The 14815-nt window shown below is 69.7% G+C and carries 12 protein-coding genes and 1 pseudogene; 5 read left to right on the forward strand and 8 right to left on the reverse strand.

Annotated elements, in window-relative coordinates; all coding sequences use genetic code 11:
- A pseudogene (locus GPY60_RS24590) lies at positions 1-252 on the reverse strand (hypothetical protein); the annotation flags it as partial.
- A gap of 139 nt (positions 253-391) precedes the next feature.
- On the reverse strand, positions 392-790 hold the full coding sequence (locus GPY60_RS24595; RefSeq protein ID WP_231639819.1) for a hypothetical protein: 399 nt from the start codon (positions 788-790) through the stop codon (positions 392-394).
- A gap of 423 nt (positions 791-1213) precedes the next feature.
- On the opposite strand from GPY60_RS24595, the gene GPY60_RS24600 reads away from it, so the two are divergent.
- On the forward strand, positions 1214-2707 hold the full coding sequence (locus GPY60_RS24600) for a sensor domain-containing protein (RefSeq protein ID WP_156690310.1): 1494 nt from the start codon (positions 1214-1216) through the stop codon (positions 2705-2707).
- Between the two features lie 25 nt (positions 2708-2732).
- Here the strand turns inward: GPY60_RS24600 and GPY60_RS24605 are convergent, their stop codons facing one another.
- From GPY60_RS24605 to GPY60_RS24620, 4 genes are all read right to left on the reverse strand, one after another.
- Entirely contained in the window at positions 2733-4430 is a 1698-nt protein-coding gene (locus GPY60_RS24605; RefSeq protein WP_156690311.1) for an NAD-binding protein, read from the reverse strand.
- 88 nt (positions 4431-4518) lie between these two features.
- On the reverse strand, positions 4519-5655 hold the full coding sequence (locus GPY60_RS24610; protein ID WP_231639820.1) for a DUF4185 domain-containing protein: 1137 nt from the start codon (positions 5653-5655) through the stop codon (positions 4519-4521).
- Positions 5652-6698: an aspartate-semialdehyde dehydrogenase gene (locus GPY60_RS24615; RefSeq protein ID WP_156690312.1), complete on the reverse strand. Its 1047-nt coding sequence runs from the start codon at positions 6696-6698 to the stop codon at positions 5652-5654. The genes GPY60_RS24610 and GPY60_RS24615 overlap by 4 nt, the downstream gene beginning before the upstream one ends.
- Positions 6699-6700: 2 nt before the next feature.
- A complete protein-coding gene (locus tag GPY60_RS24620; RefSeq protein ID WP_156690313.1) occupies positions 6701-7966 on the reverse strand; it encodes an aspartate kinase in 1266 nt (421 codons plus the stop codon).
- Positions 7967-8259: 293 nt separating this feature from the next.
- Between GPY60_RS24620 and leuA the strand changes: the two genes are divergently transcribed.
- Entirely contained in the window at positions 8260-10065 is a 1806-nt protein-coding gene (gene leuA, locus GPY60_RS24625) for a 2-isopropylmalate synthase (protein WP_197283822.1), read from the forward strand.
- On the opposite strand, the gene GPY60_RS24630 is transcribed toward leuA, so the two are convergent.
- The gene (locus GPY60_RS24630) at positions 10066-11058 is read right to left on the reverse strand and encodes a DEDDh family exonuclease (RefSeq protein ID WP_156690314.1); all 993 of its coding nucleotides are present in this window, start codon (positions 11056-11058) and stop codon (positions 10066-10068) included.
- Between the two features lie 133 nt (positions 11059-11191).
- On the opposite strand from GPY60_RS24630, the gene GPY60_RS24635 reads away from it, so the two are divergent.
- The 3 genes from GPY60_RS24635 (at position 11192) to GPY60_RS24645 (ending at position 13802) form a co-directional block, all read left to right on the forward strand.
- Entirely contained in the window at positions 11192-12421 is a 1230-nt protein-coding gene (locus GPY60_RS24635) for a Mur ligase family protein (protein ID WP_156690315.1), read from the forward strand.
- Positions 12414-13121: a type 1 glutamine amidotransferase gene (locus GPY60_RS24640; protein WP_156690316.1), complete on the forward strand. Its 708-nt coding sequence runs from the start codon at positions 12414-12416 to the stop codon at positions 13119-13121. Before GPY60_RS24635 ends, GPY60_RS24640 begins: the two co-directional genes overlap by 8 nt.
- A 66-nt stretch (positions 13122-13187) precedes the next feature.
- Positions 13188-13802 carry a C39 family peptidase gene (locus tag GPY60_RS24645; RefSeq protein ID WP_156690317.1) on the forward strand — a complete coding sequence of 205 codons (615 nt, stop codon included), beginning with the start codon at positions 13188-13190 and terminating at the stop codon, positions 13800-13802.
- A gap of 4 nt (positions 13803-13806) precedes the next feature.
- On the opposite strand, the gene recR is transcribed toward GPY60_RS24645, so the two are convergent.
- Positions 13807-14418, reverse strand: coding sequence for a recombination mediator RecR (gene recR / locus GPY60_RS24650; RefSeq protein WP_156690318.1), 612 nt, complete (start codon positions 14416-14418; stop codon positions 13807-13809).
- Positions 14419-14815 lie beyond the last annotated feature (397 nt).

The raw sequence follows: 14815 nt of genomic DNA on the forward strand, positions 1-14815 counted from the left end.
GTACATGCCGGGCCCACCGTAGGGGCCGGGCCCGTACATCATCCCCGGGTGGTAGCGGTGGCAGTGGTGGTTGTGTCCCAGGATGACCGCGCCGGCGAAGAACACCGTCAACACGATGAAGACGATCCCGGCCACGATCACCACCCAGGCCGCGGCCGCGTAGAGCCTCGGCGGCTTCGCGCGCTCCACCGCCGGCGGCGGCGCGGCGGCGGCGGAAGTCGGTCGCGTCGTGGGTTCAGGGGTTTCGGTCATAACTTGATACTGCCCTGCACGGCGGCCGGTATAAACCGCGGCGCGGGCATGAACTTGCTGAGAATCGCCGCTAAGCGTCAGGTGGCCCGGCGCTCACGGGAGCGCCGGGCCACGACTCGTTCACTTGTCGGTGCGGAACCTACGGGGTCCGGGAGGGCGCGACGGACGACGGGACCTGGCTGGGTCCGGGCGCTCCCGGCGCGACGGATGCCGGGCCGTTGCCCGGGGTGGCCGCGGGACCGCCGGCACCGGGACCGCCGGCACCGGGGCCTCCGGGGCCGCCGGGGCCGCCCATGCGGTGGTGCATCATGGCGTGGTGCTTGTGGCCGTGGTGGCCGCCGCCGTGATGGCCGAGCGCCATCCCGGTGAAGAAGATCACCGAGATGATGAACACGACTCCGGCGACGATGGCGACCCATGCCGCGGCGATGAAGACGCGGGGGGTCCGGTACAGGGCCGGTTCGGCTGCCGGCGCGGGTGCGGTTGCGGTTCCCCTCCGCACGGTTGGGGTTTCAGATGTTTCACTCATGAGACTCATGATGCGGCAGTGATCAGTAGCCATGGCTATGCACTAGTTAAGTACCAGCTATGAGCCGAAACGCGCGTCACCTGGCGAAACGGCGAGTTTGCGCGGAATGTCGTTTCTGATCGCGGTATGGAAACGATGGCGTCGGCCTGCCGGGGTTGACTGGAAGGAACCGTGGCGCGCCTCGGAGCACCGTCGGGATCGTTGACGACGGCGCCGCCTTGCCGTCGAGCTGCCGGAAGCACGTCTCTATCAACGCTCGGCACTGTGCGGAGAGCCCTTCAACGGTGGGATTTGCGGCGCTGAACGCGGCCACGGGATACAACCAAATCAGCCACCGGTTCGTTCACCGAGGCTTTACGCTGCCTGAAACACGCAGGTGTGAGGTTTCCCTGCCCGACCGACAAACTGCCGAGCCTGGATGAGGAGAAAGCCATGACGTTGTTTGTCAGTCACTCCAGCCAGGACAAGGCGGCGATCCAAAATCTCCTGACCTCCTTGCGCGACGCCCATCAGCAAGTGTGGGTCGACGAGAAGCTGGGCGGCGGCGACAAGTGGTGGCGCACGATCCTCGAGCAGATTCGCGGCTGCGAGGTGTTCGTCTTCGCGCTGTCGACGAATTCGCTGGCGTCGAAACCCTGCCAGGCCGAGCTTCGCTATGCCGAGGCCCTGCACCGGCCGATCCTGCCCGTTCAGGTCGGCCCCGTGGACAGCATGCGGGTCACTCCGCTGGCCGCGAGGCAGATCGTCGACTACCGAAATCCGACCGTCGACAAGGGGATTCAGCTGGTCGAAGCGGTGCATGAATTGAAGGAGAAGGCGGGGCCCCTGCCGTCGCCGCTGCCCGACGAGCCGCCCGTGCCGTTCGCCTACCTGATGCGGCTGGGTACCACCCTGGCGGACCCGGAACTCAGCGCCCACCAACAGGCCGAGCTGGTGTCCGAGCTCAAGGCCGGGCTCTACGAGGACGGTGCCGATCCGGCTGCCCGCCGCGACATCGCCCGGCTGCTGCACCAGTTGCGCGATCGCCCCGATGTCACCTATCACACCCGGACCAGCATCGACGCCTTGCTGGAGTCGATCGAGGAGGAGCCCCCCACGCCGGCCGCCGAACCGGTCACCCCGGCGCCGCCTGAGCCGGCCGCGGCGTCGGAGGACGCCGGCGTCGCCCCGCCCCAAGACGTCAACGCGGGCAAGAGGCGCCGGCCGCGCACCAAATGGTTCGTTGCGGGTGGGACGGCCCTTGCGATTGTCATCGCGATCGTCGTCGCGGCGGTGTTGCTCAACCGTCAGAAGCATGGCGCTGCCGCTCTGTCCCTGGAGTCCGTCCTGGTGAGCGACGCGGAAATCAATTCCATCACGCGCACCTCCAACATGACGACGACGCCGGACAACCAGGGCAAGACGCTCAAGGACGTCAGCAAGGCGGTCGATGTGTCGCCGCGCTTCTGCGTGGGCGTGCTCTACCCCGCCGCGGATCTCACGTACGAAGACAGCGGAGAAAGCGGGGTGAGCTGGCGGGCGCTGGAGGACTCGGGCGGCTGGGTGCGCGCCGGCGAGGGCAACCATCACTTCGTCGACCAAGCGGTGGTGGCTTTCCCGAGCACCGACCGGGCATCGGACGTGTTGAGGCGTTCGGCGAACGAGTGGAAGGCCTGTGACGGCCAAATTGTGACCGCGACATATCGGGACAATGCCCGCTCGTACACGTGGCTCGTCGACAACCTCACCGGGAGCGCCCCGCGAATCACCCAGACTTACAGCCAACAGGGCGGCGGCCCCGGCTATAGCTGCCAACGCGTCCTGCAGTCGATATCCACCTACGTGATCGACGTCAAAGCCTGCGGGGACCACATCACGGACGAGGCCAGCCGAATCGTCGACAAGATCGTCGCCAACATGCCCAAGCCCTCGGGCCCGAAGTTCTGACGTCACGCGCCAAGTGCGCGCCGGCTCACTTCGGCGTGCGTATCACCTGCAAGCCTGCCGACGCGAGGATGGTCGGGATCTCGCGCACGAAGATGCGGTCGTATTCGGCTACCTCGTCCGGCAACTCGGCAAACGGCACCAGATACGGCGTCTTCTTGTGTTCCACGTCCTTTTCGCCCGACGTCCAGCCGTCCGCGACGCGCTCGGTGATCCAGCGGTCGTGTTCGGCGATCGCGAGCGCCTCGACCTCGTCGCCGCTGAACACGAATTCCGAAGCGTCCCAGTCGCGCAACGGCGCGATGTCGCAGCCGATGCTGCGCAGCTTGACCGCGATGTGACGGGCCTGCGCGCGGTTGGAGTCCCTGCGCGATTCGTCCAGCTCCGACCAGGGCGGCGCGGGGTTGCCGGAGGCGATTTGCTCGGCACACCAGCGCCGATGGATGGCGTGGGCGATGGCCTCATAAGACCCGCCCCGGGTGAGTTCGACTGTGCAGGTCCGTTCGAGCGTCGGGAAGACGTCGATGTCGGGTCCGCCGGCGCCGCCGGCCTTGTCCAGGAGCCGGGCCACTCCGCGTGCCCGCTCCAACGCGACTACCAGGGGTATGGCCGCGTCCAGTTCGTGTCGCAATTCCAGCGCCAACTCGACCGATAACTCGTCGTTCTCGGCCGTTACATAGGCGCGGTTCAGCGGCGGCGCCGCCGCTTCGGCGTGAGCGGCCCGCAGCCGGTGGATCTGGCTGACATACGCGGGCAGAGTGATGAAGCTACACACTTTTTCCAGGGCGGGATAACGACCCAGAAGCAACGTGACTCGTTGGTCGGCTTGATTGTCGACAACGGTCACGACCAGAGCCATGGTGTCGTCGGTGCGACGCTCGTACCAATCACGAGCCGCGTGGTACACCACCCAGGCACCCAGGACGCCGAGACCACCGACGAGGATGTGCGGGCGGTCGCATCCGGTGTCGACGGGAAACTCATCGAGCAGGAGCCGCGCGCTGATCTCGTCGGTGTTGAAGAAGTCGAGCGCCGAGACGTCGTCAGCGCGTCCGGCCTCCTGGATCCGCAACAGCGCGCACAGTTCCGGGTCACCAATCTGGGCCAGGCACGACAGCACACCACCGGGCCGGCCATCCGCGAGTTGGCTTGCAACAGCGACGATTTCGGTGTTGACGGCGTCGTGCGGACACAGAGCGAGGAGCCGCGCCGCGTGACGAATACCGGCCGATTGCAAGGTCCGTTCCTGCTGTGCGTCACCCACGATCACCGGAACCCCCCAGCCGTGGCACAGCTGAATGTGCGGGTTGGTCGCGTTGGAGTCGACGACAACCACCCGGTCCCCTGCCTCGCGCAGGTGGCGCAGGAATGCGCCGCCGACATCACCCAGCCCGCACACCACCACGTGGCCGCGCATGAGCGGGATGCGCATCTGCTGCACGCGGTCACGGAAGAGCGCCGCCAAGCCGCTCAGCCCGGCGAAACTGGCCACGATCGGAGCGAGGAAGCGGGCGATGTCCAACGAGATCGGCAGGTGGTTGTCGACCGGCGTCGACGCCAGGAACAGCTTGAAGCTCCAGAAGATGACGTCGCTGGTCGCCGGACGGTGGTCCCACACCTGGTAGAACCCGATGTTGCCCAACACGAGCGCGATGACGCCCACCACGGTGAGCACGTACCAGCGATACTCGGCCAAGAACCGTGCGAGAGGGCGTAGCAACCTCATGCCGCACCGTCCGGGGCGACTCTACTGTCGTTCACGCCGATATCGTGTCACCGCTGGTCAACGGTGTCTGCATATTCGCGAGGCGGCGCTAGTCCGGCTTGAACGGGTTCACCGCGAACTGAATCACCCGGTACGGCGCGCTCACCCGCGCGCGGGTGTCCCACTGGCTGACAAAGATCCGCAGTTCGTCGAGCGTCGAACCGGGCGAGATGTAGCCGCCGTACGGTTGCGCGAGCCGGTTGTCGTACGGCGGTGGCAGGCTTTCCGCGGGCTCGGGCCATTCGTCGTGCTGCACCACCGTGGTGACCGGCGCGTCACCGAGACCGGTCGGATCGTTGGCGACGCGGACCTCCATGTTGCCGTTGTCGGCATTGAAGTAGGACAGCACCGCCTTGCCGTCGATCTGCCGGAAGCACATCTCGCCCACCTGCTCGGGCCACAGCGGCGTCGGCGGCTTGTTCCACCCGCCGTCGGGGCCGGCCGCCCAGCCCTGCCAGCGGGACCGGTCGGTGAAACTCTGCGGGGTGGCTCGGTACAGCAGCACGGGGTCGCGCCGGGTGAAGCTGTTGGCCACGATGTAGACCCATCCCGTCGGCGAATCGGCGGTGGGGATCGGGTCGTAGAAGCCGCTGATCTGCGTCTGCGAGCCGCCCTGGAACGAGGCGTCGCGCCGCGAACCGGGAACGGTTTTCCACCGCGCGTGGGCTGGTTCGGCCGTCACCAGGCGCGAGTTCTGCGGCTCGAGGTTCTTCGTCGTCGTCACCATCAGGTAGTTGCGCCGGTTGATCTCCACCACGCCCGCGGGCAGCTGCGAGTCCCCCGCGGGCGTCGGGTCGGCCAGCAGCGGATCCCGCACGCCCATCACCCCGGCGTAGCGCACCCCCGCCGGATCGTCGACCGACGACGTCTCGACGCGCAGCGCGATGGGCGCGAAGTCGCGACCGAAGCCGACGCCTTGCCCGGGAAAACTGTCACCGCAGATCTGCAGCACTTCGCTCGGAAACTCCATGAATTCGCACAGATCGGTGGCGCCGATGTCGTAATCCCTTGTGGGCGTGCCCGTTCCGGCCGTGGGGCCGATCCTCAGCACCTGACCCGGCGCCAGCGGCGCCAGCACGGGTTCCGGCGCGGGCGCGGCCGGATCGGCACGCGCGATGCACACCCACTGGGGCACGAGCAGCGCGACGAGCAGCGACGCGTGGGCGAAGCAAACCCCGCGAATCACCGCTCGGCGGCGAGCAATTCGGCGATCTGGATGGTGTTCAGCGCCGCCCCCTTGCGCAGGTTGTCCCCCGACACGAACAGGGCCAGTCCGCGACCGTCGGGCACGCCCGGGTCGTGCCGGATGCGGCCCACCAGCGACTCGTCGACGCCGGCCGCCTCCAGCGGCGTGGGGACGTCGACGACCTTGACCCCGGGCGCGCCGTCGAGCAACTGGCGGGCGCGTTCGGGCGACAGCGGACGGGCGAACTCGGCGTTGATCGACAACGAGTGCCCGGTGAACACCGGGACCCGCACGCACGTCCCGCTCACCAAAAGGTCTGGGATGCCAAGGATCTTGCGGCTTTCGAAGCGCAGCTTCTGGTCCTCGTCGGTCTCGCCGGAGTCGTCATCGACGAGCGATCCGGCCAATGGCACCACGTTGAACGCGATGGGCGCGACGTAGGTCTTCGGCGGTGGGAACGTCAGCGCCGCACCGTTGTACACCAGCTGCTCGGCGTCGCCGACCACCGCGCGGGCCTGCGTGGCCAGCTCCTCGACCCCGGCGAGTCCGCTGCCCGACACCGCCTGGTAACTCGAGACCACCAGCCGCACCAGCTCGGCCTCGTCGTGCAGCACCTTGAGCACCGGCATCGCGGCCATCGTCGTGCAGTTGGGGTTGGCGATGATGCCCTTCTTGAGTGACCGGGGCCCGCCGGCGACGTCCCTCGCGAAGTTCACCTCGGACACCACCAGCGGCACGTCGGGGTCCTTGCGCCACGCCGACGAGTTGTCGATGACGGTGACCCCGGCGGCGGCGAACCGCGGCGCCTGCACCCGCGACATCTTCGAGCCGGCGGAGAACAGCGCGATGTCCAGGCCGCTGGGGTCGGCCGTCTCGGCGTCCTCGACCTCGATCTCCTGGCCGCGGAATCCCAGCTTGCGGCCCTGGGAGCGGGCCGAGGCGAAGAACCGCACGGTGCCAGCCGGGAAGTCGCGCTCCTCTAGCAGCGTGCGCATCACCTGGCCCACCTGGCCGGTGGCCCCGACCACGCCGATGGCAACCATCTCTATCGCCCCGTCCCCGCGTACACCGTCGCGGTCTCGTCGCCCCCGAGGCCGAACGCCTCGTGCAACGCCACGACGGCCTTGTCCAATTCGGTGTCGCGGCACAGCACCGAGATGCGGATCTCGGAGGTGGAGATCAGCTCGATGTTGACGCCCACGGCGGCCAGCGCCTCGCAGAAGGTGGCAGTGACGCCCGGATGGCTGCGCATGCCCGCGCCGATCAGCGACACCTTGCCGATGTGGTCGTCGTAGAGCAGCTGGCTGAAGCCGATCTCGTCTCGCAGCGCGTCCAGCTTGGCCACCGCGGTGGGCCCGCTGTCGCGCGAGCAGGTGAAGGTGATGTCGGTCTTGCCGTCCTCCACCTTCGAGACGTTCTGCAGCACCATGTCGATGTTGACGTCCGCGTCGGCCACGGCGCGGAACACCCTGGCGGCGTAGCCCGGGATGTCGGGGATGCCGACGACGGTGACCTTGGCCTCGCTGCGGTCGTGCGCGACTCCGGTCAGGATGGGGTCTTCCATGGGTTTGTCCTTGATCGATCCGACGACGACGGTGCCCGGCAGCTCTGAGTACGACGAGCGGACGTGCACCGGGATGTTGTAGCGGCGGGCGTACTCCACACAGCGCAGCATCAGCACCTTGGCGCCGCACGCGGCCATCTCGAGCATCTCCTCGAAGGTCACCGTGTCGAGCTTGCGCGCGTTGTGCACGATCCTGGGGTCGGCGCTGAAGATGCCGTCGACGTCGGTGTAGATCTCGCACACGTCGGCGCCCAGCGCGGCGGCCAGCGCGACGGCGGTGGTGTCCGAGCCGCCGCGGCCCAGCGTCGTCACGTCACGGGTGTCCTGGCTGACGCCCTGGAACCCGGCGACCAGCACGATCCGCCCCTCGGCCAGCGCGTCCCGCAGCCGGCCCGGCGTGACCTCGATGATCTTCGCGTTGCCGTGGGTGCCGGTGGTGATCACGCCGGCCTGCGAACCGGTGAACGACCGGGCCTGAGCGCCCAGGGACTCGATCGCCATGGCCACCAGCGCATTCGAGATGCGCTCGCCGGCGGTCAGCAGCATGTCGAGCTCGCGCGGCGGCGGGGCGGGGCACACCTGCTGCGCCAGGTCCAGGAGGTCGTCGGTGGTGTCGCCCATCGCGGAGACGACCACGACGACGTCGTTGCCCTGCTTCTTGGTGGCGACGATGCGCTCGGCGACGCGGCGGATCCGGTCGGCGTCGGCCACCGAAGATCCGCCGTACTTCTGCACGACGAGCGCCACTGTTTCCCTTTCCGGCTTGGCCCCTAAGTCCACAACAGAATACGTGGCGGCGCATCCGGGTTTTCTCCGCGCCGAACGTGGGTCCCGGGTACGAAAACCATCCCGGTTTCGTCCATGAGCCACACGTTCGGCGCGCGTTTTGGTCCCAAGGCGGATCGCGGTAGAGTGGCACACCGTGCAGCGGGTGCTCCTCCTCGGACGCCGCGACGGGGTCTGATCCAGACCGGCTTCCCGTCGCGGGGGTTCGCGATGCGCCGGTCTGAGGTTCCTTCTGACACCCCGGAGCAACTACCGTGACCATTTCCGATTCACCCGACGCTTACAAATCCGCACGCACCATCGTCAAACCCGCGGGCCCGGCGGCGCCCGGCCAGCCCGCGTGGAATCCCCAGCGCGGCTCGGCGATGCCCGTCGGCCGCTACCGGCCGTTCGCCGAGGAAGTCGAGCCGATCCGGGTTCCCGACCGCACCTGGCCCGACCGCGTCATCGACCGCGCGCCGCTGTGGTGCGCGGTGGACCTGCGCGACGGCAACCAGGCGCTGATCGACCCGATGAGCCCGGCGCGCAAGCGCCGCATGTTCGACCTGCTGGTGAGCATGGGCTACAAGGAGATCGAGGTCGGCTTCCCCTCGGCCAGCCAGACCGACTTCGACTTCGTCCGCGAGATCATCACCGACGGCGCCATCCCCGACGACGTCACCATCCAGGTGCTCACCCAGTGCCGACCCGAGCTGATCGAGCGCACCTTCGAGGCATGTGAGGGCGCGCCGCGGGCGATCGTGCACTTCTACAACTCGACGTCGATCCTGCAGCGGCGGGTCGTCTTCCGAGCCGACCGCGCGGCGGTGCAGGCCATCGCCGTCGACGGCGCCCGCAAGTGCGTCGAGGAGGCCGCCAAGTACCCGGGCACGCAGTGGCGGTTCGAGTACTCCCCCGAGTCCTACACGGGCACCGAGCTCGAGTACGCCAAGCAGGTGTGCGACGCCGTCGGCGACGTCATCGCGCCGACCCCGGACAACCCGATCATCTTCAACCTGCCCGCCACCGTGGAGATGGCCACTCCCAACGTGTACGCCGACTCGATCGAGTGGATGAGCCGCAACCTGGCGCGTCGCGACTCGGTGATCCTGAGCCTGCATCCGCACAACGACCGCGGGACCGCCGTCGCCGCAGCGGAATTGGGCTACCAGGCCGGCGCCGACCGGATCGAGGGCTGCCTGTTCGGCAACGGGGAGCGCACCGGCAACGTGTGCCTGGTGACGCTGGGCCTGAACCTGTTTTCCCGCGGCGTCGATCCCCAGATCGATTTCTCCAACATCGACGAGGTCCGGCGAACCGTCGAGTACTGCAACCAGTTGCCGGTGCACGAGCGCCACCCCTACGGCGGCGACCTCGTCTACACCGCGTTCTCGGGCAGCCACCAGGACGCCATCAACAAGGGCCTGGACCAGATGAAGATCGACGCCGACGAGGCCGACACCGACGTCGAGGACATGCTCTGGCAGGTGCCGTATCTGCCCATCGACCCCAAGGACGTCGGACGCACCTATGAGGCCGTGATCCGGGTGAACTCGCAGTCCGGCAAGGGCGGGGTGGCCTACATCATGAAGGCGGACCACGGCCTGGCGCTCCCGCGGCGGTTGCAGATCGAGTTTTCCCAGGTGATTCAGAAGATGGCCGACGGCGAGGGCGGCGAGGTGTCGCCCAAGGAGATGTGGGACGCGTTCTCCGAGGAGTACCTCGCGCCGGTGTGGCCGCTGGAGCGGATCAAGCAGCGCGTCGACGCCTCCGAGGAGGACGGCGGCTCGACGACGATCACCACGACCGTGAAGGTCAACGGGACGGAGACCGAGATCGTCGGCGTCGGCAACGGTCCGCTCGCGGCGTTCGTCCACGCGCTGGGAACCGTCGGCTTCGACGTGGCCGTCCTGGACTACTCCGAGCACGCGATGAGCGCCGGTGACGACGCGCAGGCCGCGGCGTACGTGGAGGCGTCCGTTGGCGGCCGGACGGTGTGGGGCGTCGGGATCGCGCCGTCGATCACCACCGCGTCGCTGCGCGCCGTGGTGTCGGCGGTGAACCGCGCCGCGCGGGGCTGATCAGAACAGCGCGAGCTGCTGGTCGAGCCCCGTGACGTCGGTGAACTCCTCCATGCTGGTGCCGCCGACGACGGAACCGACGCTGAGCATGAAGTGCTCGTCGGGCACGAGCGGCACGCCCAGCTGACGCGCCAGGTAGCCCTTGCCCTGCTCGGGCGCGTCGGCGTTGCAGATCACCAGCGAGGTGTCGCGGTCGACGACGTCGGTGTAGGCCAGGCCGGCGTGCAGAATTCGCTCGACGAGTTCCTCGTGCGTGCGCGCCACCTCGGCCGCCAGCGCCACCCGCATGCCCTGGACCAGCGGCCTGCCCGTCACGTAGCGCCCCGGGTTGAGGTACGCGCACGGCATCCGGGACGCGAGCACCTTCAGCGGGCGCAGCTCGTCGTGGGTCACCCGGCCGTTCGGCCAGCGGCGGCGGGTCACCGGGTGGACGGGCAGCCAGATGTCCATCTTTCGTGCCCGCTCCAGTGCGGGCCCCAGGATTCCCGAGAGGACCTGGGCATCGTCGAACGCGTCGTGCGGCCGTTCCTGGGTCACGCCCCAGTGCGCGGCGAGCGTCTCCAAGCGCAGGTTCTCGGTGCCGAGTTCCAGCCGCCGCGCCAGCTCGACGGTGCACATGACGGTGTCGACCGGAAGTTCGGCGTCGGCCATCTCGGCCTCCGCGGCCAGGAAGGCGTAATCGAACGCGACGTTGTGGGCGACCAGCGTGCGGCCGCGCAGAACCTCGGCGACGTCGCCGACGATGTCGGCGAACTGCGGCTGGTCTTCCAGCATGGCCGCGGTGAGGCCGTGCACGTGCGTGGGGCCGGGGTCCACGCCGGGGTTGAGCAGGCTCACCACCGACCGCTCGACCTGACCGTCCTGGTCCAGGCCGAGCACGGCCAGGCTGAGGACCCGGGCATGGCCCGGGCGGAAGCCCGAGGTCTCAACGTCGACGACGGCCCAACCTGCGCCCGGCTCGCCGGCCGGACGACCCCAGGACACCCGGTTCATGAACCACAGGATGGCACGCCGCACCGACATCGCCGGGTCGCTGCGCCGCCGTGTCGGTCGCTGAATTCTGCGAGGGCGACCCGCGGCGCCCGGCGCTCTGCGCCGCGCTTGCGATCGCCCTTAAACTTCCCGGGTGATCACCACCCGCGCCCGCCTGGCCCTCGCCGCGGGCGCGAGCGCGCGCTGGGCGTCGCGGGTGACCGGGCGCGGGGCCGGCGCGATGATCGGCGGGTTGGTCGCCATGACGCTGGACCCGTCGGTGCTGCGCCAGCTCGGGGCGGGCCGGCGCACGGTGATCGTCACCGGCACCAACGGCAAGTCGACCACCACCCGGATGACCGCCGCGGCCCTGGGCACGATCGGCCCCGTCGCCACCAACGCCGAGGGCGCCAACATGGACGCCGCGGTGGCGGCCGCGCTGGCCGCGCGGCGTGACGCCGGGCTCGCGGCCCTCGAGGTCGACGAGATGCACGTCCCGCACGTCGCCGACGCCGTCGACCCCAGCGTCATCGTGCTGCTCAACCTGTCCCGCGACCAGCTGGACCGGGTCGGGGAGATCAACGTCATCGAGCGGACGCTGCGGGGCGGCCTGGCCCGCCACCCGGACGCGGTCGTCGTCGCCAACTGCGACGACGTGCTGATGACCTCCGCCGCGTACGACAACCCGCGCGTCGTGTGGGTGGCCGCGGGCAGTTCCTGGGCGAACGACTCGGTGAGCTGCCCCCGCAGCGGCGAGGTCATCGTCCGCGACAAACACCACTGGTACTCCACCGGCGCCGACTTCAAGCGGCCCAGCCCGCAGTGGTGGTTCGACGACGACACGCTGTACGGGCCCGACGGCCTGGCCCTGCCGATGCGGCTGGCGCTCCCGGGTGCCGTGAACCGCGGCAACGCCGCCCAAGCCGTCGCCGCCGCCGTCGCGCTGGGCGCCGATCCCGCGGCGGCCGTGGGCGCCGTCTCCCGGGTCGACGAGGTGGCCGGCCGGTATCGAACCGTCCGCCTGGGCGAGCATGAGGCCCGGTTGCTGCTGGCCAAGAACCCCGCGGGCTGGCAGGAGGCGCTGGCGATGGTCGACCGGCGGGCCGCCGGCATCGTCATCGCGGTCAACGGGCAGGTGCCCGACGGCGAGGACCTGTCGTGGCTGTGGGACGTCCGGTTCGAGCATCTCGAGCACACGGCGGTGGTGGCCGCCGGCGAACGCGGCACGGACCTCGCGGTACGACTCGGGTATGCGGGGGTGCGGCACACCCTGGTGCACGACACGATGGCGGCGATCGCGTCGTGCCCGCCGGGGCGCGTGGAGGTCGTCGCCAACTACACCGCGTTCCTGCAGCTGCAGCGGGCATTGGCACGCCATGGCTGACTCGGCCGTGCGGATCGGGCTCGTGCTGCCCGACGTGATGGGCACCTACGGCGACGGCGGCAACGCTCTGGTCCTGCGCCAGCGGCTGCTCATGCGGGAGATCCCCGCCGAGATCGTCGAGATCACGCTGGACGACCCGGTGCCCGAGGCGCTGGACCTCTACACCCTGGGCGGTGCGGAGGACTACGCGCAGCGGCTGGCGACGCGGCACCTGATCCGATACCCCGGCCTGCAGCGCGCCGCGGAACGCGGCGCGCCGGTGCTGGCCATCTGCGCGGCCGTGCAGGTGCTCGGCCACTGGTACGAGACGTCGGCCGGGGAACGCGTCGAGGGCGTGGGCATGCTGGACGCGACGACGTCGCCGCAGGCTTCGCGCACGATCGGCGAGCTGGTGGCCAAGCCGTTGCTCGCCGGTCTGACGCAGCCGCTGACCGGTTTCGAGAACCACCGCGGCGGCACGGTCCTGGGGCCCGCGGCGTCGCCGCTGGGCGCGGTGGTCAAGGGGGCGGGCAACCGGGCCGGTGACGGCTTCGACGGGGTGGTGCAGGGTTCCGTCGTCGCCACCTACATGCACGGGCCGTGCCTGGCCCGCAATCCGGAGCTGGCCGATCTGCTGCTGGGCAAGGTCGTGGGTCCGTTGCCGCCGCTGGAGCTGCCCGAGGTGGAGTTGCTGCGCCGCGAGCGGCTCTCGGCCCGCTGAGCCGATGACCTGGGCTTCAAGAATCCGTCAAGGATCCGTTGAGGCCCGGCGCCCAGCCTCGAGGGCATGAACACCATCGGGCGAGCCACGCTCGCCGCGTTCTGCCTGTCGGCCGCCTTGACCGTCGGAGCGGCCGGACCGGCCCACGCCGCCCGCGACGGGATGCACGGCGATCCGGCCGCCGCGGCGCCGTACTGGCGCTACCAGCAGCAGGAGCTGGACTGCGGGGAGATGGCCGTGGCCGACGTGATCGGCCAGATCACCGGCCGCGAACCCACCGAAGACGAGATCACCGGCGTGGCCGCGAGCATTCCGAGCGAAAGCCGTTCGGGACCGATCTATCGCCCGTCGGGCAGAACCAAGAACGGGGACCTCGCGGTGCTGCTGCGGCATTACGGTCTCCAGGCCTCCGCCGTACACACCGACCTCGGCGGCTTGGAGCGGGCCCTCGACGGCGGGACCAAGGTGATCGTCGGGCTCAACGACAGGATCATCTGGAACGAGCCCGGCGACCGCAGCGTGGAGAACCACTTCGTGGTGGTCACCGGCATCGACACCGCCGCCGGCGTCGTGCACCTCAACGACAGCGGCATCAAGGCGGGCCGTGACGAGCAGGTGCCCATCGGCGCCTTCGAGCAGGCGTGGGCCACCAGCGACCACTTCGCCGTCCTGGCCGGCTAAAGCCCTAGACCATCGCCCGCCGGCCAGTCAGCGCGCGGCCCAGGGTCAACTCGTCGGCGAACTCCAGGTCCCCGCCCATCGGCAGCCCGGACGCGATCCGGGTGACGGTCAGGCCGGGGATGTCGCGGAGCATCCGGACCAGGTAGGTGGCCGTCGCCTCGCCCTCGGTGTTGGGATCGGTCGCGATGATCACCTCGGTGATGTCGACGTCGTCGACCCGCTGCCCGATCCGGCTCAGCAGCTCCCGGATCCTCAGCTGATCGGGACCGACGCCGGACAGCGGGTCGAGCGCCCCGCCCAGCACGTGGTAGCGGCCGCGGAATTCCCGCGTGCGCTCGACGGCCTGGACGTCCTTGGGCTCCTCGACCACGCACACCAGGGACGCGTCGCGGCGCGGGTCGGCGCAGATGCGGCATCGCTCGTTGTCGGAGACGTTGCCGCATACCGCGCAGAACCGCACGCCGTCGCGGACGCGGGACAGCGCCGCGGTCAGCCGGTCGATGTCGGGCGGCTCGACGGAGAGCAGGTGAAAGGCGATGCGCTGGGCGCTCTTGGGTCCGATGCCCGGCAGCTTCCCGAGCTCGTCGATCAGATCCTGGACGGGTCCTTCGAACATCGCGGAGGGGCTACAGGCCCGGCACCTGGGTGGGCGGCGCGGGCGGCGGTGCGCCCCCGGCCGCGCCGTCTCGGTCTGGGCGGCCAGCGACCACAGCGTCCCCCCGTCCAACCCCCGGCCCACGAGGTGCCCCGAGATCGGCCGCCCGGCGTCACCGCCCCCCCCGCGCCCCCACCCCCGGCCGGGCCCCCGTCCTGTCCGCCGCGCCCCCCACCGCCGCCCCCGCCGGCGCTGACGATCCTGCCGATGACCCCGCCGTCGGTCGAGTCTGCGCGTACGCCGCGCCCCGGCACGGCTTCCGGTGACTTCTCCGACCCGGTCGCCTCGCCGGCGTGGATACCTTCATTGCATTCCCGGCCGCTGACCTCGCTCAGCCGGCCGTAGGCCGGACCCGCCA

The sequence above is a fragment of the Mycobacterium sp. Marseille-P9652 genome (assembly GCF_902652685.1).
Taxonomy (GTDB): domain Bacteria; phylum Actinomycetota; class Actinomycetes; order Mycobacteriales; family Mycobacteriaceae; genus Mycobacterium.